Source organism: Rhodopseudomonas infernalis (assembly GCF_022271405.1).
Lineage (GTDB): Bacteria > Pseudomonadota > Alphaproteobacteria > Rhizobiales > Xanthobacteraceae > Rhodopseudomonas > Rhodopseudomonas infernalis.
Genome location: NZ_JAJNAL010000005.1, coordinates 109,520 through 133,834, shown reverse-complemented (window position 1 = coordinate 133,834; position 24,315 = coordinate 109,520). Strand labels below are relative to the sequence as shown.

The following is a 24,315-nucleotide window of genomic DNA, read 5'->3' as shown; positions in this document are numbered from 1 at the left end:
GAAACAACCCGTGGGCACGTCGGTCGCATCGAACTCCAACACAGCACAATTGACCGCGCCCCGCTCATCCCGCTCGCTTCAAGCGAGCGAAGCGCGGCATGGCAGCGCCGACAACAAGCGGATTGATTTGCCTGTTCACGTACATCCATTCTCGATCTGCAATATCGCGCAATGTGCACGCGCAGCTTCCAGGCCGACCGTGGCCTGCCGACGATGCGGAACGGTGTTGACAAACATCTTGACGAGGCACTCCAAAAACGAGACGATTATACCGCTACGGTTCTTCGAGCTGATTAGCTCGAAGCTAAGAGGGAATTCGGTGAATCGGTCGTTGACCGCCTAAGCCGAGGCTGCCCCCGCAACTGTGAGCGGTGAGCTTGCTGTCGATTGACGCCACTGGCGCGGATGCGCGCTGGGAAGGATGGACAGCGGCGGTGACCCGCAAGCCAGGAGACCTGCCGTAGCACGGATTGTGGAGTCCTCGGGCGGGGTGTTTCTGAGGATGCGATCGCGGCGGAGCAACTGCGCGTGCTTCGTATGCGCCGCATCATCTTGCTCGACCAACAAACGTCGGGAGGCCGCGATGATGTCGAGTAGCTCCTTTTCTTTCCTGAATTCGGTCGCGCTTAGCACGCGACTGCAGACTGCGGATCCCTTCCGCCATCCGCAATTGATCCTGCTTCCGGAAGGAGCAACTGATCATTTTCAATCGAGATGAATTGCGACGGCTGCATGAACACCCTCCTGCCTCCCCAAATACTGCATTGAAATGAGCGGAGAACGGCTATGTCTGCGTCGATGCCGACAGCTGAATCCCTGATGATCGAATCGATTGCTTCGCCGCCGGACAGCTCGGAGGGAGTATCGACCGACGATGCACCGTCGAAATTAGCGACACTATTGATCGGATCCTTCGTCTTCGACGCAAAGCGTCTCATCGATGACGCCATTGCAGAAACGGATTCAGTAAGGCGCATTTTCGTGGAGCTGTTCGAGCCCACGGCACGAAGACTCGGCGAGTTCTTCGATGCAGACACCTGCACAGAATTCGACGTGGCGATCGGTCTGTGCGTTCTTCATACCGAAATGCGCCGGGTGTGCGCGATTTTCGACCGGAGGAAACCTGAACCTCCTGGACTTGGGCTAGTGATGATTGCGCCTCAGCCCGGAGAACCTCATATGCTGTGCTCGGCGATGAATTTCGAGATCTTGGATCGCGCGGGATGGAATACGCGGTGCGAGTTTCCATCGACCGATCGCGCTTTGCAGAATCTGCTCGCGAATGACTGGTTTGACGCGATCGACCTTGCTCTCAGCCCGTCCTTCAAAAGAGATCACTGGATGCCTCGCATCGCCGAGACGATTTCCGGCCTCCGACAGGCGTCGCGCAATCCATCACTTCTCGTTGTGACGAGCGGCCGACTATTCGCCGAGCGAGGCGAGGCGAGATTCGCCGTAGGTGCCGATGAGTGCATCGCGTCGTCCGCTAACGCCGACCGCGTATTGGCGCGAGGTCTTCGCCGCTTTCGCCGGCTTCGGTCGGCAGCCTAAGTCCATTCACGAGCAGCGAGTTAGCAATGCTTCGACGCGACCTCCGATCGCAAGATGCGCGTACTAGGCAATCGAATCTGGTCGACGCCACCGAGCGATGGCGGCACTTCCTGCGCCGGCTCTCTCCATTGATCACAGTTCGGCCATTATCCATTGACTTGGCCTGATCGACCTCTTAGTCAATTCCTTGACGGTTCTTCCTTCGGGAGGATCAAAAGGGAATGCGGTGCGGAGGCCTCCTCCAATGCCGCGGCTGCCCCCGCAACTGTAAGCGACGAGCCTCGAGTCAATCGGCCACTGGATCCTCGATCCGGGAAGGCGACCTGAGGCCACGACCCGCGAGCCAGGAGACCTGCCGTCAGCAGTGGTCATGTGCGAACGCGCCGGTCGGGGTGAACCGGAGCGAAGCTTCCCGAGCATGAATTGCAAGGGCCGAGCTTGTCGCGGTGACGTGTCACCTTGTCGCGAGGCGAAGCCTCGTCGTCAGTTCATCTGTCTCAACCTGAACGACTCGACGTCGACCAGCGACAATCGAGAGCCGATTTGCGTCAGCGGTCCACTCGCGAACGTCGCAGCAGACAGATGCTTGGAATTTGGAGGAACTATGTCTGTCGGTTCGGATCGTTCGGGCACGCGCACCGTGGCGCGGCGTCAATATCTCGCCGCTTGCGCGACCGGCGCGCTACTCATCGGCGGCGCCACGCTGGACACCTCGCATGCCCAACAGTCGCGATCCAGCAATCCCGATCTGCCGCCGGTTGTGGTGCAGCCGGAAGGCAGCGCCCGCCGCGCTCCCGCCCCCCAAGAGTCGCGTTCTGCTGCCACACGCCGCAGCCCGAGGGTGGCGCGCCGCGCTGCTGCGCCGGCTCCCGCTGCCCCAGCTCCGCAGACCGATCCTGGCGTCAGCGTGCCCGGCCTGAACGGCTACATCGCGACCGCAACCAGCGTCGGCTCGAAGACGAACACGCCGGTCCTGGCCCTGCCCCGCAGCACATCGACGGTCACCGCCCAGGAAATCTTCGACCGCGATGCCGCATCCGTGCAGGAAGCTCTGCAGTACACCGCCGGAGTCGGCGCCTTCTTCCGGCAGGGCAACCTGACGCGCGAATACAATCGCGTGCGCGGCTTCGAGGCGTTCCAGTATCTCGACGGCCTCAAACTGCACGACAGCAACTGGGGGTTCGAACGCTACGGACTGGAGCGGATCGACGTGCTCAAAGGTCCTGCATCAACCCTTTATGGTCAGGGCAGCCCGGGCGGCATCATCGATCTCACCAGCAAGCGTCCGACCGAAACTCCGTTTGGCGAAGCCCTGCTCCGCATGGGCCTGCGTGGCTATCTCGAAGGCGCGTTCGACGTCAGCGGTCCGGCCAACGAAAACAAAAGCGTGCTGTATCGCTTCGTCGGCGTCGGCAAGATGGGCAATGGCGAGATCGACTTCACCAAGAACGAGCGGATCTTCTTCGCACCCTCGGTGACGATCCGGCCGAATGAGAATACCAGCCTGACGCTGCTCGCCAGCTATCAATACGACCCGCATTTGACGGTGCTGCAGCCCCTACCCTATGTCGGCACGGTTGTGCCCGGAGCCAACGGCCAGTTCATTTCGCGCAAGACGTTTCTCGGCGAGCCGAATTATCACGACACCTCGAAAGAGAGCTACCGGATCGGCTACGAGTTCAAACATCAATTCAACGACGTCTTCTCGTTCCAGCAGAATTTCGCCTACCAGAACATCGACATCGCGCTGCGTGAAGTGCAGAGCCGCTCGACCGGCAACGTGACCACACAACGGCAGATGGCCCATCAAAAATACAACATCGACATCTTTCAGATCGACAATCGCGTGAAGGCCGACTTCGAGACCGGCCCCCTTCGTCATCACGTGATGTTCGGTGTCGACTATGCCTCGATCCCGAATTATCAGGGCACGGGCACCAATCGCGGCACCAGCAACTTCCTGCTGAATTATTACACGCCGCTCTACGGCGCGGCGCTGCCGAACAATCCGCTGACGACCAAACGCTATCAGGAGGTCGAGCAGATCGGCGTCTATCTGCAGGACCGCATCGAGCTCGGCCGCCTGTCCGTGCTGTTCGGCGTCCGCAACGATACCGCCCATTTCGCTCAGCAGAGCCAGACTCTCGTGGCGGCGACCGGCAGTTTCACGCAGCCGCCGTGGACGCGTCAGAACGACAACGCCACCACGTATCAGGCTGGGGCGATCTACGCGTTCGACAGCGGCGTTGCCCCGTACGTCAACTATTCCCAGTCGTTTGCGCCGACGATCGGCACCGACTTCTCCGGACGCCCGTTCATTCCGGTGACCGGCGATCAGATCGAAGGCGGTGTGAAGTACCTGCCGCCAGGCATGAACCTCGCGCTCTCGACCGCGGGCTTCAACATCAAGCAGAATAACGTGCTGACGGCCGACCTCGTCAATCCCGGCTACGCCGTGCAGACCAGTTCGGTGGAAGCCACCGGCGCCGAAATCGAAGTGAAGACCACTCGCCTCTACGGCTTCAATTCGTCAGCCGCCTACACCTATATCGTCCCCACGGTAACGGCGACCAATACGATCGGCGGCATTGGCAAGGATCCCGTCAGCATGGCCCGCCATGCCGCGTCGCTGTGGGCGACCTACAGCTTCGAAGACACCAGCGTCCTCGCCGGCCTGACCCTTGGCGGCGGCGTGCGCTACGTCGGGTCGTCCTTCGCCGATACGCTCAACACCACGGAGATCCCGTCTTTCACACTGCTGGATCTGTCGATGCGCTATCGGCTGGGGGCAATCTCCGCCAACCTGCAGAACTGGGACATCGCACTGAACGTCAAGAACCTCGCCGACAAGCGCTACGTCGGATCCTGCGATGCGGTCAGCCAATGCTATTACGGGCTCGGTCGTACCGTCGACGGCACGATCCGGGTTCGGTTCTGAGCGAAGGCGGGATGGCCACGTCCGTGACCGCGATCCCTCCCGCTGCCATCTGTCGCGCGATCGACGATCTCGCGACTGGCCATGAAGGCACCGCCTCGTTCGCCGGCGGCCTGGTCGGCCCGGACGACGCTCGCCTTACGGTGCCGGCAACCGCCTTGCTCGACGCTCGTCACCTGGCGCTCGTCAACGCGCGTTTCGCGAGACGCTTCGACCAATTCGACGCGCGCGCCACGCATTCGATCTGGATGAAGTGGTATCTCAACGTCATGCTGCCGCCGGTCCTTTTGGCCGACGTCTGTCTGCGACGCTCGGTGGCGGTCGGACTCGACGAGGTCCGCTTCATTGTTGCGGAAGACGGGCGTGTAGACGCAAATCAGATCCGGGGCGAAAGCCTCGACACGGAAGGGCTGGACCCGTTCGCGCGGTTTCAGTCCCTGGTCTTCGATCATCTTACTCCCTTGATCGATCTTCTGGCCGTCCGGACCGACGTGACTCGCCGCGTTTACTGGAGCAATGTCGGCAACACCTACGAGGCGATGCTTCGCCGGATCGAAGCGGTGGCGGGACCATCCCGGCGGCTCGCGGAAGCACAAGAGCTACTTGCGACGCCCCGTTGGCCGGACGGCCGGACCAATCCGCTGGCTGACGCTGTCGGATATCCAGGCGGCCTCCGACTTCGCCGAATCTGCTGCCTGCAATATCTGCTGCCCGACCGCCGTTTCTGCAGCGCCTGCCCGGTCCCCGAGGCGCGGGTCCATCCTCATCCGGCGGGGCGGTGCAATTGACCTCCCCTCCGTCTCTACGCTCAGGTCTGCGTCGTGCCTGGCATATCGCAGTGCCGTATTTCCGCTCGGACCAGCGCTGGGTCGGTCTGGGCCTGCTTGCCAGCCTGATCGGCGCACAGCTCGTCGTGGTCGGTGCCGCGGTCGCCGAGAACTACTGGCGCAACGCCTTCTTTCAGACGCTGCAGGATAAGAACTGGCCCGGCTTTGTCGCGCAGTTCTGGGTCTATGCAGTGATCGCCGTTTTCCAGATCGGCGGCGCAGTCTATCAACGCTATCTGACTCAGTGGCTCACCATCCGTTGGCGCGGCTGGATGACCGCGCGCTGTCTCGACGGCTGGCTGGAGGGGTCGACCCACTACCGGGCGATGATGTCGCCCGGCGCCGTCGACAATCCGGATCAGCGGATTGCTGAAGACGTTCGCTCCTATATCAGCCTGACCCTTGACCTCTTGGTCGGCTTGATCGGCGCCATCGCGCGCCTGACCTCATTCGTCGCCGTTTTGTGGACGCTGTCGAGCAGCATTCCGCTCGTCGTCTTCGGCTTCGCCGTTCCGGGCTATCTGGTCTGGGCAGCGTTGATCTACGCCATTGCGGGAAGTCTCGTCACCCACTGGATCGGAAACAGCCTGATCGGCCTTGATTTCGAACAGGAACGCCGCGAGGCCGACTTCCGCTTCGCGCTGGTGCGCCTTCGCGAGAACAGCGAGGCAATCGCCCTGCTATCCGGCGAAGACTTCGAGAAGCACAGCCTCGCCATGCGATTTCGGGCCATCGTCGACAACTGGTTTCGACTGATGAACCGCCAGCAATGGGTCGGCCTGTTCTCCGAATCCTACAAACGCTACTCGGTCTATTTTCCATACTTCGTCATGGCGCCGCTGTTCTTCGGCGGCAACATGCAGCTCGGAGCATTCATGCAGTCCGGATCCGCGTTCAACGAGGTTCGGAACGCCTTCTCTTACTTCATCAACGCTTATCTCAAGCTCGCGGAACTCGCAGCCGTCACGCACCGGCTGTCGCAATTCGCCGACATCGTGCAGCAATCCAAAGCCGCAAAGATGGAGCCGGCAAGCCCGCCTCACGGCGCCGCGCTGGAGGCTTCAGAGGTCGTCGTGAAGGCGGCATCCGGCTCGACCATCATCGCGGTCGGCGCGTTTCGGGTCGAATCGGGCACCTCGCTGCTGATCACCGGACCGTCCGGGGCCGGAAAAACCAGCCTTGTTCGCGCGCTCGCAGGCATTTGGCCCTTCGTCGACGGAAGAGTCCTGACTGCTGCGCGCCGAACGCTGGTGCTGCCTCAGCGCCCCTATCTGCCGCTCGGCACCCTGCGCGCCGCTGTGTCCTATCCGGAAGCCCCCGATCCTTCGAACGCCGCTCGACTCGTCGAGGCAATGAAGGATGTCGGCCTCGATGACTTGGTTGCACAGCTCGACCAGGTCGATCGCTGGGACGTCCGGCTATCCGAAGGCGAAAAGCAGCGTCTGTCGATTGCGCGCACCCTGCTCTATCGGCCGGATCTATTGCTCCTCGACGAAGCGACATCCGCTTTGGACAAAGCGTCGGAGATCTCTCTGCACCGACTTCTGAGGAGCCGCCTCTCTGCGGCAACCATCATCGCCGTGAGTCACCAGGAAGCACTCCGTCCAGAGTATGATCACATCACCGTTCTCGGGCGATCGACGAGCTGACGAATTGCGCATCAGGCGCTCTAAGCGAATCCCCTTCGACTCATCTTGGTAACTCGACCGGGACGCACTCGACATCCGCCGCCGCAATCATCCGCCAGGATCGCGCCAATCTCCATCACTTCGGCAATCAGGGACCGGTTTGATCAGGATGACCTGCTCTTTGCGGATCAGGCCAACCGCGAGGTTCTCGAACGGCTCATCGAACGCGGCACCAGCGCCCCCGAGGCATTGACGCGCATCCTTCACGGGATGCCCAAGGTCAGAGTGGATACGTTTCGCGGGCCGTACGGCCCCTACGTCAACGTCACGATCTTGGATTAGAGATCGAAGCCCATCGATGAAATACGCCTTCTTTCGTAGGGTGGCAAAGAGGGCGCAGCGCGCCGTGCCCACGCCGAACCTAACCGCCTCCGGAAGAGCTGCCCCCGGATGACGCTTCGCTTATCCGGGTTACAGCAAGCGTAGCCCGGATGCAGCGAAGCGAAATCCGGGTTCTTGAGCTGATCGAGACGCCGCACCCGGATTGCGCTGCGCTTCATCCGGGCTACTGATCATCACTCGGCCGCCACTCTCTCCGCCTGAGGCCTGACGAACGCCACCACGGCGTCGGCGGCATCCGCGATGAAGTCCGAATCGGCGCGGAGTTGCTCAATGCTGCGCAGTTGCGGGATCGGGTCACCGTCAGCGCGCAGCAGAGCGAGGTGGCCGCGGAGCGCTTCGGCGGCGTTGTCGATCGCTTGTTCAAACGTGTCGCCCGCCGAGATGCAGCCGGGCACGTCGGGGAAGGCAACGCCGTAGGAAGTGGCCTTGTCCTCGTAGACCAGCGCGAGATAGCCGGATGTGGCGCTCACCGGACCTCCTTCAGACCTGCCTGCCGAACCACTGATCGGACGATTTCCGGGTGCAGATCTTTCTTCGGATGCGGGAACGTCACCTTACCAGCCCTGGCCGGTGCCTAAAGTGGTGGTGACTGGCCTCGCTACCGATGTCGCTTCGCTCGTCCGCGCTAAACCGCCGCCCACTTTGTCGCACCCCGCGCGCCTTATCGGCGCCACCATCACCGCCGAAGGCAGCGCCCCCGGCTGCAATGCGCATTGAGCGGCGCCGGCATGGCATCGACAGGAGCGGATGGTGGACGACCAGAGCGTGACACTCGAATTGGCCGCTGAGCACGACTGGCCGGAGTTTGGACGGCAGTTGCAGGAGGCATTCGCTGTCGCGGTGATCGAGCAGTTCGGCGCGCTGTCGGACGGGCCGATCCCGTCGGACGACGACGTGCGGCGGTCGCTCGCAGCGCCGGGCGCGGTGGTGTATCACGTCGTGGCGGGCGGCACGCGGGTCGGCGGCGCGGTGGTGACGATCGATCCCGTCACCCAGTGCAATTCACTCGACTTCTTCTTCATCGCCGTCGGCGCGCACGGCCGCGGTCTTGGTCTCGCGGCATGGCGGGCGATCGAGCGGCAGTATCCGCAGACGCGCGTCTGGCAGACCCACACGCCGTATTTCGAGCGGCGCAACATCCACTTCTACGTCAACAAATGCGGCTTCAAGATCGTCGAATACTACAGCGACCGTCATCCGGACCCGCACCAGCCGGACGGTGACGGCGGTTCGCCGGATGGCGGCTTCTTCAAATTCGAGAAGCAGGCGATGCCCGTGTGAGCGGGGCAATAGTAGCGGTCTGTCGTGTTGCTGAAAAGCCGCCCCAGATCTCGCCGCACTCCTGCGCCACCCTGCCGCTCTCCCCGAACGCAACGCCGCCAAGGACGCCACCGATGACCGACTCCTCCGCTCCCGACGGCCCTCGCCCGCTCGCCGAGATCGCCAGCTATCATGCGCACATCTATTACGACCCGGTGGCGACGCGCCCGGCAGCTGAACGGCTCGTCCGATGGATCGGCGAGCGGTTTGCGGTGCAGGTCGGCCGTTGGCACGACGTCCGGGTCGGCCCGCATGACGGCGCGATGATCCAGATCGCGTTTGCGACGGACGTGTTCGCAAGCCTGGTGCCATGGCTGATGCTCAATCACGGCGGGCTGAGTATTCTGGTTCATCCCAATACGACCGACCCGCGGCGGGACCATACGGCCGATCCGTTCTGGATCGGACGCGCCCTGGCGATCCATGACGACAAGCTGCCGACCGCGGCGACGGCCGAGGCCTCGCCGGTGGTGAACACCACGCCGCATCTGGCGCCCTAGGGCGCAGCCGTAGGGTGGGTAAGGCGCGGAGCGCCGTGACCACGCGGTGTGACGGCCGGAAACGGCGCGCGTGGGCACGCTTCGCTTTGCCCATTCTACGAGACTATCACTCGCTCCGACGTGTAGGGCGGATGAGCTCGGCGTCATCTGAGGCTCACCATGTGGTGGCGCAATATGCTTCGCTTCGCTATTGCGCCCTACATCACTACACGCCGCGATCGACCGTGCGGTCTCGGCCCGCTGCCTTGGCCTGGTACAGCCGGCTGTCCGCCATTTTGTAGAGCGACGCCCAATCGCCGGCTTCGCGGATCGTCGCCACGCCGAAGCTCGCTGTCACAGACCTGGTGCCGAGACCCGGAAGTCGGCCCTTCGCGATCGTCTGCCGAAGGCGCTCGGCGCACTCGGTGGCGTCGGATGGCGATGCGTCCGGCAGGAACACGGCGAACTCCTCACCGCCCAGACGGCCCACGAGATCGCCCTTACGGGCAGTTCTGCGCAGGATCGCACCGATCTCTTTCAGCACGACGTCGCCGACATCATGACCGAAGGTGTCATTGATCGATTTGAAATGGTCGACGTCGCACAGGATCAGCGCCGCCCCTTCGGGAGCGTGACGCATCGGCGCCTCGATCTCGGCTTCAAAGCCGCGGCGGTTGAGGAGCCCCGTCAGATGGTCGAGATCGCGTTCGCGACGCAGATCGTCCATGATGTCGGACACCGCCGCGGCCAGAATGGCCATCGCCAAGGCTGCGCCCAGCACGGCGAGCGACAGCTGCAGGGTCTGCCAGAACACGGAGTCGGCGAAGGCGAGTGGCCCCCCCGCCAGCGGCGACACGCCGACCGTGAAGACGGTGCGGGGAAAGAAATGAAGTCCGAACAGAAACAGCGTCCAGAACAGGATCCGGTCCACCAGCCGGCCGCGTCGAAGCTGCGACAATCTCAGCGCGGCGACGCAGAGCAGAAGTCCGTATCCGAAATTCTGCACGTAGATGCGCGCGAGCAGACTGCGATCCACGTAGAAGAAATAATACAGTGCCAGAGAAAATGCGGCGAAGATCACAACGTCGGTCCACAGTCCGAACGCCCTGCCCGACCGGATCAACACGCCTTCGACGGCCGCGATGACGGCGCAGCTGTAGAGAGCCCCCGACACCATCGCGTTCAAGCCCGTATCACGCGGCCAGTAGAGGATCTGACTGGAGGCACCGAGCGCGAACAGCGCACACGCGACGGCCAGAAGGCCGAGATAGGGCCGCCGCCGGTCGTAGCTCCAGGCCGCCAGAAACGCCAAGCCGAACACGCCGATGATGCCTGGCCCGATCAGGGACAGCGTGACTCTGACAACCGAACCCTGCATCTCGAACGTCGCGACCCCACAGGTTGAAGCCCGCGTGTTTTGCCCCGATCGGCTGTCTAAATCCACCACACACTCGGTGCAATTTGATTCAAGTCGAGCGCGCGTCTGACGCCGCACGAACACAGCTTAGTCCTTGTAGGGTGGGCAAAGGCGCGAAGCGACGTGCCCACGCGTTGTCGCGGGCTTGGAAAAGCTGCACGTGGGCACGCTGCGCTTTGCCCACCCTACGGGACACTTGACAAAATTCCCATTGTGACTATAATCCGACCCATCCTGTCCGTGAGGGGCGCTTCGCGAGGCGTCGTTGAGTGGGACAGATCGGCGGGCCGGGCAACCGGTTCGGAACGGTGGTTCGGGTGGAGCTGGCGCTGGTCAGCAAAACCTGAACGGATGCGGCGTCCTGCGCGTTGCGGTTCGCACCCGCACGTCCGGGAGGCTTCGGGGACCCGTCCGGGCCTACTACGAGGCTCTGCGACTTGATAGTTCGCTGGACGCGGGACAGGTGAAGGCGGCGAAATCCGCCGGATCAGCGGGGTTTCATGACCCTGGCCTGTCCCCGGAAGCACGGGCCTGAAGTCGACAAAGCGCCGCGGTGGGCGCGCCGAGCCGGCGTTGCGCGATGGTCCGCAAAGCCATCGCGAAACTCACCACCTTTGCGCCTATCGGCGCGCCCCCGCCCCTCGCTGTGAAGCGACGGGTGCACAGCTCGGGCTCGATCGAGCCGCGAGATGAATCGGCCGTGGCTGTTTTGACACTTGGATCGGACAAGCGACACGCAACGACACGCACGGTGAATTCGTTCGAATTGTCACGTCGCCGCCGAGGATCTCGTAAAGCTCTGACTTGTAAGCTCGTCCTCCACCGCACAACTATCAAATGATAGTTGCGACCTTGCAGCGAGGGAGTGATTGATCTGATGGACGTCGCGAAAACCATCTCCAGATTCGGCATCGCCATCACGCTGGCATGCGTCACGCAGCCCGGCTTTGCCCAGCGCACCGAAGCCCGCGAGGGCGGAACTTATCTGCGCTACCTCAACGACAGCGAAACCGGCGAGCCGCGTCGCGCGCCGCCGACGCTGCTGATGAGTTTTGGCGGAGAGCCGGTGCGTGCGGTGATGGACACCGGTTCGACCGGCATCGTGGTCGCGGCCTCGAGCATTCCGAACATCGACAACTTGCGCCAGATCGGACCCGGCACGCTGACCTATTCGAGTTCCGGCCGGATCATGCGCGGCCGCTGGGTCGAAACCATCGTCACGATCGGCGGCAGCAACGATCAGAGCGTCACGACGAAGCCGATTGCCGTGCTGGCGGTCGAGCGGATCGACTGCGTGCCGAATGCGCGCAATTGCGAGCCGAGCGATGCGCCGCGCCACGTCGCCATGATGGGCATCGGCTTCGCGCGCGAGGGTGACCATCAGAGCCAGAGCACCCCGGACAAGAACCCGTTCCTCAATCTGCCCGGCATGGGCACCATGGCGGCGCCCGGCCCGCTGCGGCGCGGCTATGTGGTGACCCGCGCCGGCGTCCATGTCGGACTGACCGCCGCCAACACCCGCGGCAACTATCACGTCGTACAGCTGCAGCGCGCAGCGGATGGCCGCGACTGGGGCCCGCTGCCGGCCTGCATCTCGGTCGACGACGGCACGCCGGCCTGCGGCACGGCGCTGATCGATACGGGCGTCTCGGTCATGTATCTGACGCTGCCGGCTGACCGCGAGGCGGAGCGGACGGAGGGCGCGCGCGGCGGCGAGACGCTGGCACCGGGTGCGCGGCTGTCGATCCGCTTCGGCGACGCCGCAGCGGCCCGCCCGCCGGGTTACGGCTTCGCCGCCGGCGACACCGCCAATGCCGCCGCGCCCGAGCGGATCGTGATGGTCGGCGGCGCCAAGCGCCCGACCTTCGTCAACACCAGCGTCCATGCGCTGAACGCTTTCGACTATCTGTACGATGCCGATGCCGGCACGGTCGGCTTCCACATGATCGATCGCTGAAGCCCATGAACCCGCAGCTCGTCGCGCCGCCAGGACGCCGCGCCGAGCCCTCCGCGCTACGACGAGCAGCGCGCGATCAGTCCCCTCACCTCGTGTTTGATGCCGTCGTCCCAGCCGGCATCACCCCACGGGCGCCCGTCAGCCACGACGTCACTCGTTCGAGCGATGATCGAGGCCAACTGTCGGAACTCGTCCGCCCCGAAGCCGCGTGTCGTCATGGCGGGCGTGCCGAACCGGATTCCGGACGTGACCGTGGGACTACGCGGATCGTTGGGGATACTGTTCTTGTTGCTGATAATGCCCAGCCGCTCCAGCGCCGTGGCAAGGTCAGCGCCGGTGACGCCTCGCGAGCGCAGATCGACGAGCACCAGATGATTGTCGGTCCCGCCGGAGACGAGGTCGAGGCCTTCGGCCTGAAGCGCGTCGGCGAACGCGCTGGCATTTTCGACGACCGTTTGCCCGTAGCGCCGGAACTCATCGCTGAGCGCTTCGTCGAACGCCACCGCCTTGGCGGCGATGACATGCATCAACGGCCCTCCCTGCATGCCGGGGAAGATGGCGGCATCGAGCTTCTTCGCAACCAGCGCATCGTTCGATAGCAGCAACCCACCGCGCGGCCCGCGCAAGGTCTTGTGCGTCGTCGACGTCACCACATGGGCGTGCGGCAGCGGCGAGCCATGAACGCCGGCCGCCACGAGGCCGGCGATATGCGCCATGTCGACCATCAGGAAGGCGCCGACTTCATCGGCGATGCTACGGAAGCAACCGAAGTCGATCACGCGTGGATAGGCCGACCCGCCAACGATGATCAGCTTCGGGCGATGCTGCTTGGCCAGACGCCGCACCTCATCGAGGTCGATCCTTTGGCTAGTGTCGTCGACGCCATAATGCACGACGTTGAACCATTTCCCCGAAACGTTGACGGTGGCGCCATGTGTCAGGTGTCCGCCAGCGTCCAGCTTCATGGCCAGGATCGTATCACCGGGCGAGAGCAGCGCCAGAAACACCGCGGCGTTCGCCTGGCTTCCGGAATGCGGCTGCACGTTGGCATGACTGCATTGAAACAGCTGCCTGGCCAGATCGATAGCAAGCCGCTCGACTTCGTCGACGACATCGCAGCCGCCGTAATAGCGCCTTCCGGGATAGCCCTCCGCGTACTTGTTGGTGAGTACCGAGCCCTGTGCCCGCAACACATCGTCCGAGACGATGTTCTCGGACGCGATCAGTTCGATGCAGTTCGCCTGCCGCTTTTCTTCCTCGTCGATCAAGGCAAAAATCGCCTGCGAATGACGACGCCGGACGACCTTCTCCTGGCTCTTGGGTGAGAGTTGCATGCTGATCTTCCTCTTCAAGACGCTTGCGCGACCGGCACGGCCGGATTGTTGTCATGGATCGGACAGGACAGCGGATGCTCGTAAACGCGGCGAGCCCGCCGGCCCAACGAGGTCAGGACTTCGTTTGCGATCGTGCCGATCGAACCTGCGAAGTGATTGAGATCGCGGCTGGAGCCGAAGATCTCCACCTGCGTCCCGACACGCGGCTCCAGGTGGCGGACGCTGGTGAGGTCGACGAGGGTCATATCCATGGAGATCCGGCCCATGGCCCTGATCGGCAGTCCGCCGTAGTAAAGCGTCACCGGTGCCGACGAGGCCGACCGCGGCAGACCGTCCGCGTAGCCGAGCGAGACCGCTCCGATCAGCGTGTCCCGGTCGAGGCGACAATCACAGCCGTAACCCACGAAGTCACCGGCGGCGTGCCGCTTGACCTGCAGCAGCGGCGCGGACGCCCTGAGCACCGGTTGGAGCGGATTTCTGCGCGTCGCGAACGGATTGCCGCCGAACAGCCCGATGCCCGGCCGCACCAGATCGAAGTGAGCCTGGACTCCGAGATAACACCCGGCGGAAGCGGCGAGCGAGGCCCGCGGCACGCAAGACAGCAGTCGCCGCGCCCAGGTGAAGCGCGCCAGCTGCTCTGCGTTTCTCGGATTCTCCGGCTCGTCGCCGCACGCAAGATGGCTCAGGACCAGATCGAAACAGGCAAGGTCCGATACCGAGAGCTCGGCAATGCCGGCGACTTCCTCGAGACGGAAGCCGAGCCTGTTCATCCCGGTATCGATATGAAGCGCCGCTCCGCCCCTCCAGCCGTTCTTGCGACAGCAGCGGCTCCACGCATAAAGCTGATGTTGCGACGTGATGACGGGCCGAAGGTGATACGTGCTGTAGACGGCCTCGGTGCCGGGCAGCAACCCATTGAGAACGTAGATCGCGCCGTGACGGACATGCTGGCGAAGCGCGATCCCTTCATCGAGATGCGCGACGAAGAACGTGCGGCACCCCATGTTGGTGAGCGTCGGCACGGTGCCAGCCACACCGCACCCGTATGCATCCGCCTTGACGACCCCCGCAACCTCGGCCCCGCAGGCGACCGACTGGAAGGTGCGATAGTTCGCCGCCAGCGCATCCAGCCCGACCGTCAATGTCACGCCGTGTCCAACGGGCATGGCGACGCTCACCAGCCGGAGACGTCAGGACGGACGCGGTGTGCTGATCGCCAACGCCATGATCGCATCGATCGCGACCAGGGTGCCGCGCGCGAGGCCGTTCGCGCCCGCGGTCGTCCGGGCGGGATACGGCTTCTGGAAGTACTCCTCCATGATGCCGTTCATCTTCGCGAAATCGCCGATCTCGGCGATGAAGACCGTGACCTTGACGACATCCTGCAGCGTTCCGCCGCTGGCTTCCGCCATCGCCTTCAGATTGTCCATGGTCTGGCGCATCTGCCCGTCGAAATCCGCCGCTTCCACCTGCCCGGTGATCGGCGACACGGGTGTCTGCGCCGACAGATAGACGGTCTCTCCCACCCTGATCGCCTGGGAGTATGTGCCGAGCGGCAGCGGCGCCTTCTCAGTGAAGATAATCTCTTTGTCGAAGGACAGGCTGTTATCAGACGCGGTGATGGAATCCATGATAGTATCTCCTTTTTGAAATCGGCTCAGGGCATCAGGTCAGCTCGGCGACCGCGCCGAGACTGTGTTCGGCGCCTGCCATCGCTCGGCACCGCTGCGGTGAAAGATCGGACGGGCGGATGGCCGCGCCGCAGACGTCTTCAGGAAACGGCACGCCAAGCGCAGCGGCCGCAGCGAGCTTTGCGATCGCCGGCGCCGCCTGGATGCCGTAGCCTCCGACCGCCGCAGACCAGACAAAGCCGGCGTCCTGACCCTCGCGTCCGACGATCGGCGTGCGATCGGCGACGAAAGTTCGCAGCCCCGCCCATTTCCGGCGGATCGTGGATCGCCCGAATGTCGTCATGCTCTCGAACCGGTCCATGGCGATTGCGATGTCCAATTCGTCAGGCGCGGCGTCGCATGGCGCACTAAGCGTCTCGTCGCACGGCGACACCATCAGGCCGGTGGCCTCCGGCTTGATGAAAATCCTCTCGTCCACGGTCCCGATATAGGGCGTGTGCGGGTGACGCTCCGCCGTGTCCACGAGCACGACCGTCCGTCTCAGCGGCTTGATCCCGCACGGATCGATACCCGACCTTTGTGCGACTTCGTCGGCCCAGGCACCGGCGGCGTTGACGATCACACCGGCGCCGAGCCGACTGCCGTCGGACAGGCTGACCGTCCACCCCGCGCCCTGGCGCACGGCGCCGGTAAACGCGAGGTCGCGGAGAACGGTCCCTCCCCGCCGGCGCAAGCTCTTGAGATAGGCGAAGTGGATCGCATGCACGTCGAGATCGAATGCGTGCGGCTCGTACAGCGCTGTTGTCCAGCGTCCCGGCGCGAGATAGGGAGCGAGCTCCCTCACGGTGTGCTCATCGACCTGCTGAACGGTCGAAACCAATTGCCGGATAGAATCGATCCGGCGGATCAGATGATCCTGGTTGGCGGCGTCCGACAGGATCAACGCGCCGCGGCTGCTCCACGCCGGATGTTCGAAGAAGTCATGGTCGGCGTCCTTGTAGAAGGCCGTCGACCACGTCGTCAGCTTTCTGATGACGGCGTTGCCGTAGCTTTCCATCGAGATCGCGGCGGACCTGCCCGTTGTGTGGTAGGCGAGCTGCTGTTCGCGTTCGACCAGGACGACACGCCCGTACACGGCCAGTTCGCAGGCTGCCGCGACGCCGCAGATCCCGCCGCCGACCACAGCGAAGTCATAACTCTCGGACATCATTGGATCGTTTCCGGCTGTGCGAGGGATTAGTCCTTGGCCGGCGCGAGCTGCGCCCGAGTTGTCGAGATCAGCCAGACGCTCCAGACCAGGTAAGCGATCAGCCCGACGATCAGCCCCCAGAATGCAGACCCCAGCCCGAGGAACGAGGTGCCGGATGCGGTCACGAGGAACGTGATCAAGGCGCTTTCCCGCACCTTCTCCTCGGCCATCGCCGCGGTCAGCCCGCTTGCGATGGCTCCGAGCAAAGCGAGCCCGGCAAGTGTGGCGATCATCGTCTTCGGAAGCGCCGCGAAGATCGTGACCAGCGTCGCGCCGAAGATCCCTGCGATGATGTAGAATACGCCCAGTGCGACGCCCGCGACGTAGCGCTTGCGGGGGTCCGGATGCGCTTCGGGACCGGAACAGATCGCGGCGGTGATCGCAGCGAGGTTGATGCCGTGCGAGCCGAACGGCGCAATCACCAGCGAGATCGCGGACGTGATCCAGACCAGCGGATTGGCGGGCGTCTTATAGCCGAACGTCCGCAGCACCGCGATGCCGGGAACGAACTGCCCCGTCAAGGTCACCAGCGCGAGCGGCACGCCGAGACTGAGGATCGACTGCCAGGAAAATTCAGGGGCCGTGAAGACCGGCTTCGCAAACTCGAGGGACAGCTCGGCCGTGTGAATCTCACCTGCGGCGAACGCAATCGCCAGGCCTGTGCAGAGCACCGCCGTGATCGCGTACCGGGGGATTGTACGCTTGGCGATGAGATACACGGACACCATCAGCCCCACGCCGATGGGATCGGCGCTGAACGCTCCGAAGATATCCGCCCCGAAGCGAAACAGGATGCCGGCCAGCATCGCTGCGGCAATCCCCTTCGGGATGCGGGAGACCACCGTATCGAACAAGCCGGACAAGCCGAGGAAGGTGCAGACGGCCGCAGCAAAGACGAACGCCCCGATCGCTTGGGCGTAGGGTATCGACGGCAGCGCCAGCACCAGCAGCGCCGCGCCCGGCGTCGACCATGCCGTGATGCACGGCGCCCGATAGATCAGGCTCATGACGATCGCGGCGACGCCCGATCCGATTGAAATCGCACCGATCCACGACGACACAACTTCTGGTGGCAATTGCGCCGCATTGGCGGCCTGGAAAACAATGACCAACGGCCCGGCATAAGATATGATAACGGCGATTAGTCCGGCGACAACGGCCGAGACCGAAAAGTCACGCATACTATAATCCTTTGATAACAATACATATTCACGCCGTGCGCGTTGCCTCCAGTAAGACGTGAGTGACGCGTCGTTTGTAGACACAGATTCAATCTAAGATTCGAACACAGATGACATCGGTTTGTCGTGAAGCATCGATCCTACCGGTATGAGAAAATCCTCGAGCGCCTCATCGGGGCGGTCGAGATGGACATCTACCGACACGGAGATCGGCTCCCGTCGGTCCGCCAGTTGATGGCGACAGAGGGCGCGTCGCAATCGACGGCGGTCCGGGTGCTGGTCGAGCTTGAAGCGCGCGGGCTTGCGTATTCCCGCGAACGCTCGGGATTTTTTGTCAGACGGCCCGCAGGGTCCAAGAAGCGCAGCCTCGAGCCGGCCATGCTGGACATTCCCCGTCCGACCGAGTCGTCGCAGGGTCCGCACCCCGTCGACGTTCACCACCTCATCCAGGATCTGTTCAAAGCGTTCCGCACATCGGACCTGCTGGCCTTCGGCGCGGCGGAGGTTGCCAAGAACTTGCTGCCGACTGCCGAACTGACTGAGGCGATGAAGCGGGCTGTCAGGGTTCATGGCCCGTCGATCTACAAAACATCCGATCCTCACGGCGTGCCCGAACTGCGCCGAGCCGTGGCGGCCTTCCTGCAACGCCGCGGACTATTGGTCTCCGAGACGGACGTCCTGATTACCGCGGGAGAAACGGATGCAATGGCGATCGCGCTTCGGGCCCTGACGAGACCCGGCGATGCCGTCGCTGTCGAGTCTCCGACCTTCTTCGGCATTCTTCAGGAGATTCAGGAAGCGGGTCTACACGTGATCGAGATCGCCACTCACCCGACGACGGGCATCGATGTCGATGAACTGATCAGGGCCGCGGACGACAACAAGGTTCAGGCCGTCGTCCTGAACCCGACGTTCGAAAATCCATTCGGCTGCTGCATGGAGCCCTACGCGCTGCGGGCGATCACGGATGCCATGAACCAGCGCTCAATCCCCGTCATCGAAGACGACGTCTACAGCGACCTCAATTTCCGCAACAAGCCGGTGAAGGCGCTGGCGAGCTTCGACTTCTACGGAAATACGGTCTACTGCGGCTCCTTCTCCAAGATCCTGTCACCAGGCCTGCGGGTCGGATGGTGCGTTCCCGGCAAACACGCCGACGTCGTCAAGGACATTCAGTTGCGCCGTCCGACTGCCGTCTCGACCCTGTCGCAGTACACACTGGTCGAGTATTTGAATGGACGTCGATACGCGAAACATTGCAGTCGGCTGTCGGATTTGTTTCTGAGGCAGCGTGATCAGGTCCGAAAATTGATCAAGGACACGTTCCCGATCGGAAGCACGGCCACGAACCCGGAGGGCGGGTTTTTGTTTTGGATCGAAATTCCCCCTCCGTTCGATGCGATGGAATTCTATCGACGCGCTCTCAAGCTGGGGATCTCGATCGCGCCGGGGCCGATCTTTTCTGTCAGCAACCGCTTCGACCACTGCTTTCGCTTATCGGTTGGCGCAAAGCTGACGCCGGAAATCAGGAATGCGATCAGGAAGCTCGGCAAGCTCGCCGAGGAGATCGTCAGGGAAATGGCCACCTCTCCCTGCCGAGACGCAAAAGGATAGCGTCGGCACCGACTACTCGTCTCCCGTCACGAAAACGATCGCAGCTCGAGCGACAATCCATCTCGTGCGTCGCCAGATGCTGCCGATCGGCGATGGTTGGAAAGAGCAGATAGAGCCTGCGGCTCGGCCGGTGACGCCGTTTAACTCACCGACAGCGTTGCGCTCTCCTGTGCCGCATGCGATCCTACCCGGCATGACCGCATGCCGCGACGCCTTGCCATGACAATCGCGCTCGTCTTCGGCGCCACCGGGTTCATCGGCTCGCAGCTGCTGCGCGGCTTGCTCAGCAGCCCCGACTACACGCGGGTGATCGCAGTAACACGGCGGCCGCTGGCGCTGAGCGATCCCAAGCTGACGGTACTGATCGGCGATCTCGGCACTCTGCCGGCATTGGCCACGCAGCTCGAGGCAGACGAGGTGTTTGTCGCACTCGGCACCACCCGCAAGCAGACGCCAGACGAGGCGGCGTACTACCGGATTGATCACGACTATCCGGTCGAGGCGACGCGCATCGCTCGGCGCAACGGCGCGCATGCGGCGTTCCTGGTCACTGCGGTGGGCGCCGACGCATCGTCGCGGTCGTTCTATCTCCGCACCAAGGGCGAGACCGAACGCGACGTCATCGCGCTGGGCTTTCCGCAGACCCACATCTTCCGCCCATCAATGCTGATGGGCGAGCGCGGTGAGCATCGCCCGCTGGAGCAGCTGTATATCGGCTTGGCGCGCCTGCTCAACCCGTTGCTGGCCGGCCCCGCCGATCGCTTTCGCGGCATCGACGGCGGCGACGTCGCGCGGGCAATGGTCGCGGCGGCGCGGACCGACGCGCCGAGCCCGCAGATCTATCACTGGCGGGAGATGATGGCGCTGCTGCCGAACTGAGCCGGCACCACGCGGGCCGACCGGCACTCATCGCCTTCAAATTCCCATGCACCCAACGACGTTCATCCTCACCGCCGAACTCGACGCCGACAGCTTCGGCTGGCTCGACGCCTTGCGGCGCCGGCATTTCCCGGCGGAACGAAACTGGCTGCCGGCGCATCTGACGCTGTTTCACACGCTGACCGCCGCGCAGGTCGATCGGCTGCGGACAATCGCGTTGCCGCAGCAGCCGCTCGCGCTGACATTCGACCGGGTCCGCTTCCTCGGCAGCGGCGTCGCCGTCGCCGCCGAGGCGCCCGAACTCGCCCAGCTCCGCACGCGCATCGTCGCCGCGCTGGACGGCACGCTGACGCGCCAGGACGCGCAGAGCTGGCAGCCGCACGTCACCATCCAGAACAAGGTGCCGCCGGAGTTGGCGCGCGCGCTGTACGACACGCTCGGCGCCGGCTTCGTCGCGCGCCGGGGCGAAGCCTCCGGACTGCTGGTGTGGGAATATCTCGGCGGCCCATGGCGACCGCACGCACGGCTGCCGTTCGCGACAGCCCCCGCGTGACCCAAACGTAGGATGAGTTGAGCGCAGCGAAACCCATCGCTCCACGCGGGCACCCACTGCGCCCGACCCACGCGACCTTTCTGCGTCGGCCCGCTCCGTCGCCCCAGCTCGCCTACTCTTTCAGCCGCTTCTTGTAGGCAATCGGGTCCATGTCGCGGATGTCGACGCTGATGCTGGTGATGTCGGCGCAGTGTTCGACCAGAGTTCTGCGCAGCGCGATGCTGAGCTCCTCCTTCTGCTCCGGCGTGCGGCCAGCCAGCAGGTAGACGGCGAGATGGACGAAGCTGTCGCGCCGCCCGGCGACCAGATAGTCGTCGAAGCTGCGGGCGCGCACCTTGATGTCGGCCACGTTCATCACCCCGGTCGCCGCGGCGGTCGCGGCGAGTTCGTCCATCACAACCGCGATACGGTCCCGGCCGAGATGATCGGCCGAATAGTCAATCACAAGATGCGGCATCGTCCCTCTGCATTCTTCACAACAGCCAAGTCTTCTTTGGCGCTCACGCGGACGCGGTCAAGGCCGGGAAGCCTCGCCGCGAATATTGCGGCGGTGGACTGGTCGAAAGAACTTACTATAGTCACAGCGGCTTATGTTCGCCTGCCGAGATCTGAACGGCCAACATCTTCGATCGGCGCGAAAGGGAGATTCATGCAGCCGCAGACACCGGGGTTCTGCCCAATCTGCGAAAGGCAAGTGACCTTTCAGATGAAGACGCCCGACGTTTACCGATCCTTACACTGTAGCGATTGCCAATCAGGGCCTCGGCAAAGGGCGCTGTGGTTTGCATTGAATCGCTTCCGTCCGGGCTGGCGTGACCTGCGTGTTCATGAGAGTTCACCCGGCTGGGACATTGTCAGCCGACGACTGGTGTCGGAATGCAAAAATTATACGGCTTCACAGTACGACCCCAACCTCCCGCTTGGCGAGATCGTTGATACCAGGTTGCCATGTAAGAACTACATCGTTCAAAATCTGGAACGACAAACATTCGATGACAAATCCTTCGATCTGGTGGTCACACAGGATGTCTTCGAACACATCATGGATCCTTTCAAAGCGATCGCCGAAATTGCGAGAACCCTGCGAGACGGCGGAGCGACAATCATGTCGGTTCCTGTCGTGAGAAGGTTCAACCTCAGCCGGAGGAGAGCTCGTCGGTCGGAGGACGGTTCGATCGAGCATATCCTGCCGCCGGAGTATCACGGCAACCCGATAGACGGACAAGGAGCTCTGGTCACCATCGACTGGGGATATGACATCGCCGCGTTGCTTTCGCGCGCGTCCGGATTGTGGTTCGTTATGCAGACATTCGAAAACATGGACTACGGAATCCGCGACGAATGCAATCAGATCCTCATCGGAACAAAGGGCCCGTTGCCGATCCTTGAATAAAACAGCCCGCGCACCAGAGGGATCGTGCCTTCGAGCCTATCGCCGATCAGCCGACCATTCTCTTCGGCCGACCGCAACCCACGCGAAGCTTTCGTTCATCAGGCACAGGGTTCGGTCGCTTCACCTCAACAACTCATGAATCTCCGCGTGCATCTGCCCATCCGCGAGTTCCAGCATCGCAAGGGTGACCGGGAGCTTGAAACGGCGCGGGCCCGCGCTGCCGGGGTTGAGGATCAGCACGCTGCCTTGGGTCTCGATCCTTGGCGCATGCGAATGACCGCACACGACGACGTCGACGCCGTCCGACTCCGGATCGATGGCGAGGGTCTTGAAATCGTGCAGCACGAAGAGCGTCCGGCCGGCGATCTCCACCCGTTCGGTCTCCCGATAGGCGCGCGCCCAGTCGCCGCGGTCGATATTGCCGCGGATCGCCGTCACGGGGGCAAGCGTGCGCAGGGTCTCGATAATCGCGGGGTCGCCGATGTCGCCGGCGTGGATGATGGCGTCGACCCCCGTCAGTCGTCGCACCGCCTCGGGGCGCAGCAGACCGTGCGTATCCGAGATGATGCCGACCACCGTCATCCGGATGTCAGGCCTGGCGGGCCCGTGCGCGTGCTGCGGTGGCGCCGGGGCGCGCCTTGCGCCGGCTGGGCGGCCGAACCTGCGGCGTCTTGCCTGACGCGCCAGAGCGCAGCCAGCTCAAGGCCTGGGCCATTCCAAGTAATCGGGTCGATCGCTTGCTGGCGAGCATGCTCTACCTCTCAAACGATCAATTAATCGCACGCGGTTTGGTTCACCACCTCGGAAGTCTACGCGGCGCCCCCACAGCGCGAAGCTCCGGCATGTGCTCGGTCCAAGGGTGCTCGCGCCCGCGTTAATGCCGGCGCCTCGTCGGCTTGGGCTGCGCGGCGGGCTGCGGCGCACGCTCGATGTCGGTCAGGCGGCCGGCGGTGAAGGTGTAGATGCCGGCGCGCGGGCCCTTCGAATAGGTCAGCACCGCGACACGGTCGCCGCGTGGATTGGTCGACAGACCGACATTGTCCGGCACGCCCAGGCCGCGAGCGACGTCGCATTCGGTGTGACCGAGCGCCACCGTACCGCTGCGCGGCGCTGCATCGCCCGCCGCGGCCGGATCGGTTCCGGGTGGCACCATGCCGGGACATGTGCCGTCCCCGCTGATCATATCCTCAGGCGTCACCGGCTTGTCCGGCGTCAGCGGCGGAGTTTCGATCGAGATATTCTTGATGAACACGCGGCCCGGTCGCGAGAACCATTCGGCGTCACGCGAGAAGTAGTCCGACGCGTTCGAACAACCGGAGAGCAGCGGCGCAGCCAGCATCAGCGTCAGCAGCACTGGTCGGCAGGAAAGCTTGTCTAGCACGATCGATTGTGTCCCATCCCGCAGCATAAGCATCTGTCCAAGCATCGATTTACGGCACGACCGTGACCGCCGCGGCGCTCGGTCACGAACCGCCAGACTATCGTTAATGGCGACCGCCGGCTATTGCCGCCGCTGCCAGCGGCCCTCGGCGTCGGCCTGCCAGTAAGTCGCATCGAAGCCCCTCGCCTTGCATTGCTTCCACGCCTCGCGCGCCATCGCCACCGCGTCATCGTCACCGCCGTCGAACAGCAACACCATGCGCTCGTAGTTCTCAGCGTCGACCGGCAGCGCGGCATTGTCGAGCAGGAACCGCACCGTCGCGGCGTTCGGATTGCTGTCTTCTGCGGTCAGAACGACCGGCTGCTCCGCCGCGTCGGCGACGCGCCAGGTGGCGTGCGGCAGAAACGAATCGTCGCGATAGGTCCACAGGTGGCCGTCGAGCGCGTCGGCGCGCTCTTCGGACCCGGCCTGCACGACGACGCGCCAGCCGCGCGCCAACGACTTCTCGAGCAGAGGCGGCAGCACCTGCTCGATGGTCCGCCCCTGCAAATGATAGAAGAGCACTTCGGTCATCGCATACCGAA

Annotated in this window: 22 protein-coding genes and 2 riboswitches; of the genes, 11 read left to right on the top strand and 11 right to left on the bottom strand. The window is 63.6% G+C overall.

All coding sequences use genetic code 11. The features are described from left to right. Nucleotides 1-260 precede the first annotated feature (260 nt). Nucleotides 261-477, top strand: a riboswitch (cobalamin riboswitch). 309 nt (nt 478-786) lie between these two features. From LPW26_RS05790 to LPW26_RS05775, 4 genes are all read left to right on the top strand, one after another. Further along, a complete protein-coding gene (locus LPW26_RS05790; RefSeq protein WP_238733329.1) occupies nt 787-1,551 on the top strand; it encodes a photosynthesis regulator in 765 nt (254 codons plus the stop codon). Nucleotides 1,552-1,725: 174 nt separating this feature from the next. Next, a riboswitch (cobalamin riboswitch) is annotated at nt 1,726-1,925 on the top strand. A gap of 230 nt (nt 1,926-2,155) precedes the next feature. Further along, the gene (locus LPW26_RS05785; protein WP_238733328.1) at nt 2,156-4,489 is read left to right on the top strand and encodes a TonB-dependent siderophore receptor; all 2,334 of its coding nucleotides are present in this window, start codon (nt 2,156-2,158) and stop codon (nt 4,487-4,489) included. Nucleotides 4,490-4,512: 23 nt separating this feature from the next. Further along, a complete protein-coding gene (gene fhuF / locus LPW26_RS05780; protein WP_238733327.1) occupies nt 4,513-5,274 on the top strand; it encodes a siderophore-iron reductase FhuF in 762 nt (253 codons plus the stop codon). Between the two features lie 50 nt (nt 5,275-5,324). Beyond that, a complete protein-coding gene (locus LPW26_RS05775) occupies nt 5,325-6,962 on the top strand; it encodes an ABC transporter ATP-binding protein/permease (protein ID WP_238733326.1) in 1,638 nt (545 codons plus the stop codon). Nucleotides 6,963-7,516: 554 nt separating this feature from the next. Here LPW26_RS05775 and LPW26_RS05770 read toward each other — a convergent pair. After that, nucleotides 7,517-7,813 carry a type II toxin-antitoxin system HicB family antitoxin gene (locus LPW26_RS05770; RefSeq protein WP_238733325.1) on the bottom strand — a complete coding sequence of 99 codons (297 nt, stop codon included), beginning with the start codon at nt 7,811-7,813 and terminating at the stop codon, nt 7,517-7,519. 277 nt (nt 7,814-8,090) lie between these two features. Here LPW26_RS05770 and LPW26_RS05765 point away from each other — a divergent pair, with 277 nt between their 5' ends. Together LPW26_RS05765 and LPW26_RS05760 are read left to right on the top strand one after the other, a co-directional pair. Next, nucleotides 8,091-8,624 carry a GNAT family N-acetyltransferase gene (locus LPW26_RS05765; protein ID WP_406677069.1) on the top strand — a complete coding sequence of 178 codons (534 nt, stop codon included), beginning with the start codon at nt 8,091-8,093 and terminating at the stop codon, nt 8,622-8,624. 113 nt (nt 8,625-8,737) lie between these two features. Beyond that, a complete protein-coding gene (locus tag LPW26_RS05760) occupies nt 8,738-9,163 on the top strand; it encodes a DOPA 4,5-dioxygenase family protein (protein ID WP_238733323.1) in 426 nt (141 codons plus the stop codon). A gap of 205 nt (nt 9,164-9,368) precedes the next feature. Here LPW26_RS05760 and LPW26_RS05755 read toward each other — a convergent pair whose 3' ends face one another. Next, a complete protein-coding gene (locus tag LPW26_RS05755; protein ID WP_238733322.1) occupies nt 9,369-10,586 on the bottom strand; it encodes a GGDEF domain-containing protein in 1,218 nt (405 codons plus the stop codon). 850 nt (nt 10,587-11,436) lie between these two features. Between LPW26_RS05755 and LPW26_RS05750 the strand changes: the two genes are divergently transcribed. Then, complete coding sequence (locus tag LPW26_RS05750) at nt 11,437-12,516, top strand: hypothetical protein (protein WP_238733321.1); 1,080 nt, start codon at nt 11,437-11,439, stop codon at nt 12,514-12,516. Between the two features lie 56 nt (nt 12,517-12,572). Here LPW26_RS05750 and glyA read toward each other — a convergent pair whose 3' ends face one another. From glyA to LPW26_RS05725, 5 genes are read right to left on the bottom strand one after another with little or no spacing between them, the layout of a single operon-like run. Further along, nucleotides 12,573-13,850 carry a serine hydroxymethyltransferase gene (gene glyA, locus LPW26_RS05745; protein WP_319942162.1) on the bottom strand — a complete coding sequence of 426 codons (1,278 nt, stop codon included), beginning with the start codon at nt 13,848-13,850 and terminating at the stop codon, nt 12,573-12,575. Nucleotides 13,851-13,864: 14 nt separating this feature from the next. After that, nucleotides 13,865-14,998 (bottom strand): alanine racemase, encoded by a 1,134-nt coding sequence (gene alr / locus LPW26_RS05740; RefSeq protein ID WP_238733320.1) that lies wholly within the window; start codon nt 14,996-14,998, stop codon nt 13,865-13,867. Nucleotides 14,999-15,040: 42 nt separating this feature from the next. Continuing rightward, complete coding sequence (locus LPW26_RS05735) at nt 15,041-15,481, bottom strand: Rid family detoxifying hydrolase (RefSeq protein WP_238733319.1); 441 nt, start codon at nt 15,479-15,481, stop codon at nt 15,041-15,043. Nucleotides 15,482-15,515: 34 nt separating this feature from the next. After that, nucleotides 15,516-16,688: an NAD(P)/FAD-dependent oxidoreductase gene (locus LPW26_RS05730; RefSeq protein WP_238733318.1), complete on the bottom strand. Its 1,173-nt coding sequence runs from the start codon at nt 16,686-16,688 to the stop codon at nt 15,516-15,518. A 29-nt stretch (nt 16,689-16,717) separates the two neighbouring features. Continuing rightward, nucleotides 16,718-17,911: a benzoate/H(+) symporter BenE family transporter gene (locus LPW26_RS05725; protein ID WP_238733317.1), complete on the bottom strand. Its 1,194-nt coding sequence runs from the start codon at nt 17,909-17,911 to the stop codon at nt 16,718-16,720. A gap of 126 nt (nt 17,912-18,037) precedes the next feature. Between LPW26_RS05725 and LPW26_RS05720 the strand changes: the two genes are divergently transcribed. From LPW26_RS05720 to LPW26_RS05710, 3 genes are all read left to right on the top strand, one after another. Continuing rightward, the gene (locus tag LPW26_RS05720) at nt 18,038-19,525 is read left to right on the top strand and encodes an aminotransferase-like domain-containing protein (protein WP_319942161.1); all 1,488 of its coding nucleotides are present in this window, start codon (nt 18,038-18,040) and stop codon (nt 19,523-19,525) included. A gap of 219 nt (nt 19,526-19,744) precedes the next feature. After that, complete coding sequence (locus tag LPW26_RS05715; RefSeq protein ID WP_238733315.1) at nt 19,745-20,404, top strand: NAD-dependent epimerase/dehydratase family protein; 660 nt, start codon at nt 19,745-19,747, stop codon at nt 20,402-20,404. Between the two features lie 46 nt (nt 20,405-20,450). Next, nucleotides 20,451-20,957, top strand: coding sequence for a 2'-5' RNA ligase family protein (locus LPW26_RS05710; protein ID WP_238733314.1), 507 nt, complete (start codon nt 20,451-20,453; stop codon nt 20,955-20,957). A 112-nt stretch (nt 20,958-21,069) separates the two neighbouring features. Here LPW26_RS05710 and LPW26_RS05705 read toward each other — a convergent pair whose 3' ends face one another. Continuing rightward, nucleotides 21,070-21,414, bottom strand: coding sequence for a 5-carboxymethyl-2-hydroxymuconate Delta-isomerase (locus LPW26_RS05705; protein WP_238733313.1), 345 nt, complete (start codon nt 21,412-21,414; stop codon nt 21,070-21,072). A gap of 192 nt (nt 21,415-21,606) precedes the next feature. On the opposite strand from LPW26_RS05705, the gene LPW26_RS05700 reads away from it, so the two are divergent. Further along, nucleotides 21,607-22,350 carry a class I SAM-dependent methyltransferase gene (locus LPW26_RS05700; RefSeq protein ID WP_238733312.1) on the top strand — a complete coding sequence of 248 codons (744 nt, stop codon included), beginning with the start codon at nt 21,607-21,609 and terminating at the stop codon, nt 22,348-22,350. A gap of 120 nt (nt 22,351-22,470) precedes the next feature. Here LPW26_RS05700 and LPW26_RS05695 read toward each other — a convergent pair whose 3' ends face one another. The 3 genes from LPW26_RS05695 to LPW26_RS05685 form a co-directional block, all read right to left on the bottom strand. Continuing rightward, nucleotides 22,471-22,932, bottom strand: coding sequence for a metallophosphoesterase family protein (locus tag LPW26_RS05695; RefSeq protein WP_238733311.1), 462 nt, complete (start codon nt 22,930-22,932; stop codon nt 22,471-22,473). Between the two features lie 292 nt (nt 22,933-23,224). Continuing rightward, a complete protein-coding gene (locus tag LPW26_RS05690) occupies nt 23,225-23,758 on the bottom strand; it encodes a hypothetical protein (protein ID WP_249785071.1) in 534 nt (177 codons plus the stop codon). A gap of 93 nt (nt 23,759-23,851) precedes the next feature. Further along, nucleotides 23,852-24,304 carry a DNA polymerase III subunit chi gene (locus LPW26_RS05685; RefSeq protein WP_238733309.1) on the bottom strand — a complete coding sequence of 151 codons (453 nt, stop codon included), beginning with the start codon at nt 24,302-24,304 and terminating at the stop codon, nt 23,852-23,854. Nucleotides 24,305-24,315: the final 11 nt, after the last annotated feature.

Bases quoted from the DNA above. Each gene is read 5' to 3' on its own strand.
- LPW26_RS05790 (WP_238733329.1), top strand. From the start codon at position 787: ATGTCTGCGTCGATGCCGACAGCTGAATCCCTGATGATCGAATCGATT.
- LPW26_RS05785 (WP_238733328.1), top strand. From the start codon at position 2,156: ATGTCTGTCGGTTCGGATCGTTCGGGCACGCGCACCGTGGCGCGGCGT.
- LPW26_RS05765 (WP_406677069.1), top strand. From the start codon at position 8,091: ATGGTGGACGACCAGAGCGTGACACTCGAATTGGCCGCTGAGCACGAC.
- LPW26_RS05760 (WP_238733323.1), top strand. From the start codon at position 8,738: ATGACCGACTCCTCCGCTCCCGACGGCCCTCGCCCGCTCGCCGAGATC.
- LPW26_RS05750 (WP_238733321.1), top strand. From the start codon at position 11,437: ATGGACGTCGCGAAAACCATCTCCAGATTCGGCATCGCCATCACGCTG.
- glyA (WP_319942162.1), bottom strand. From the start codon at position 13,850: ATGCAACTCTCACCCAAGAGCCAGGAGAAGGTCGTCCGGCGTCGTCAT.
- LPW26_RS05735 (WP_238733319.1), bottom strand. From the start codon at position 15,481: ATGGATTCCATCACCGCGTCTGATAACAGCCTGTCCTTCGACAAAGAG.
- LPW26_RS05730 (WP_238733318.1), bottom strand. From the start codon at position 16,688: ATGTCCGAGAGTTATGACTTCGCTGTGGTCGGCGGCGGGATCTGCGGC.
- LPW26_RS05725 (WP_238733317.1), bottom strand. From the start codon at position 17,911: ATGCGTGACTTTTCGGTCTCGGCCGTTGTCGCCGGACTAATCGCCGTT.
- LPW26_RS05715 (WP_238733315.1), top strand. From the start codon at position 19,745: ATGACAATCGCGCTCGTCTTCGGCGCCACCGGGTTCATCGGCTCGCAG.
- LPW26_RS05710 (WP_238733314.1), top strand. From the start codon at position 20,451: ATGCACCCAACGACGTTCATCCTCACCGCCGAACTCGACGCCGACAGC.
- LPW26_RS05705 (WP_238733313.1), bottom strand. From the start codon at position 21,414: ATGCCGCATCTTGTGATTGACTATTCGGCCGATCATCTCGGCCGGGAC.
- LPW26_RS05700 (WP_238733312.1), top strand. From the start codon at position 21,607: ATGCAGCCGCAGACACCGGGGTTCTGCCCAATCTGCGAAAGGCAAGTG.
- LPW26_RS05695 (WP_238733311.1), bottom strand. From the start codon at position 22,932: ATGACGGTGGTCGGCATCATCTCGGATACGCACGGTCTGCTGCGCCCC.
- LPW26_RS05690 (WP_249785071.1), bottom strand. From the start codon at position 23,758: ATGCTGCGGGATGGGACACAATCGATCGTGCTAGACAAGCTTTCCTGC.
- LPW26_RS05685 (WP_238733309.1), bottom strand. From the start codon at position 24,304: ATGACCGAAGTGCTCTTCTATCATTTGCAGGGGCGGACCATCGAGCAG.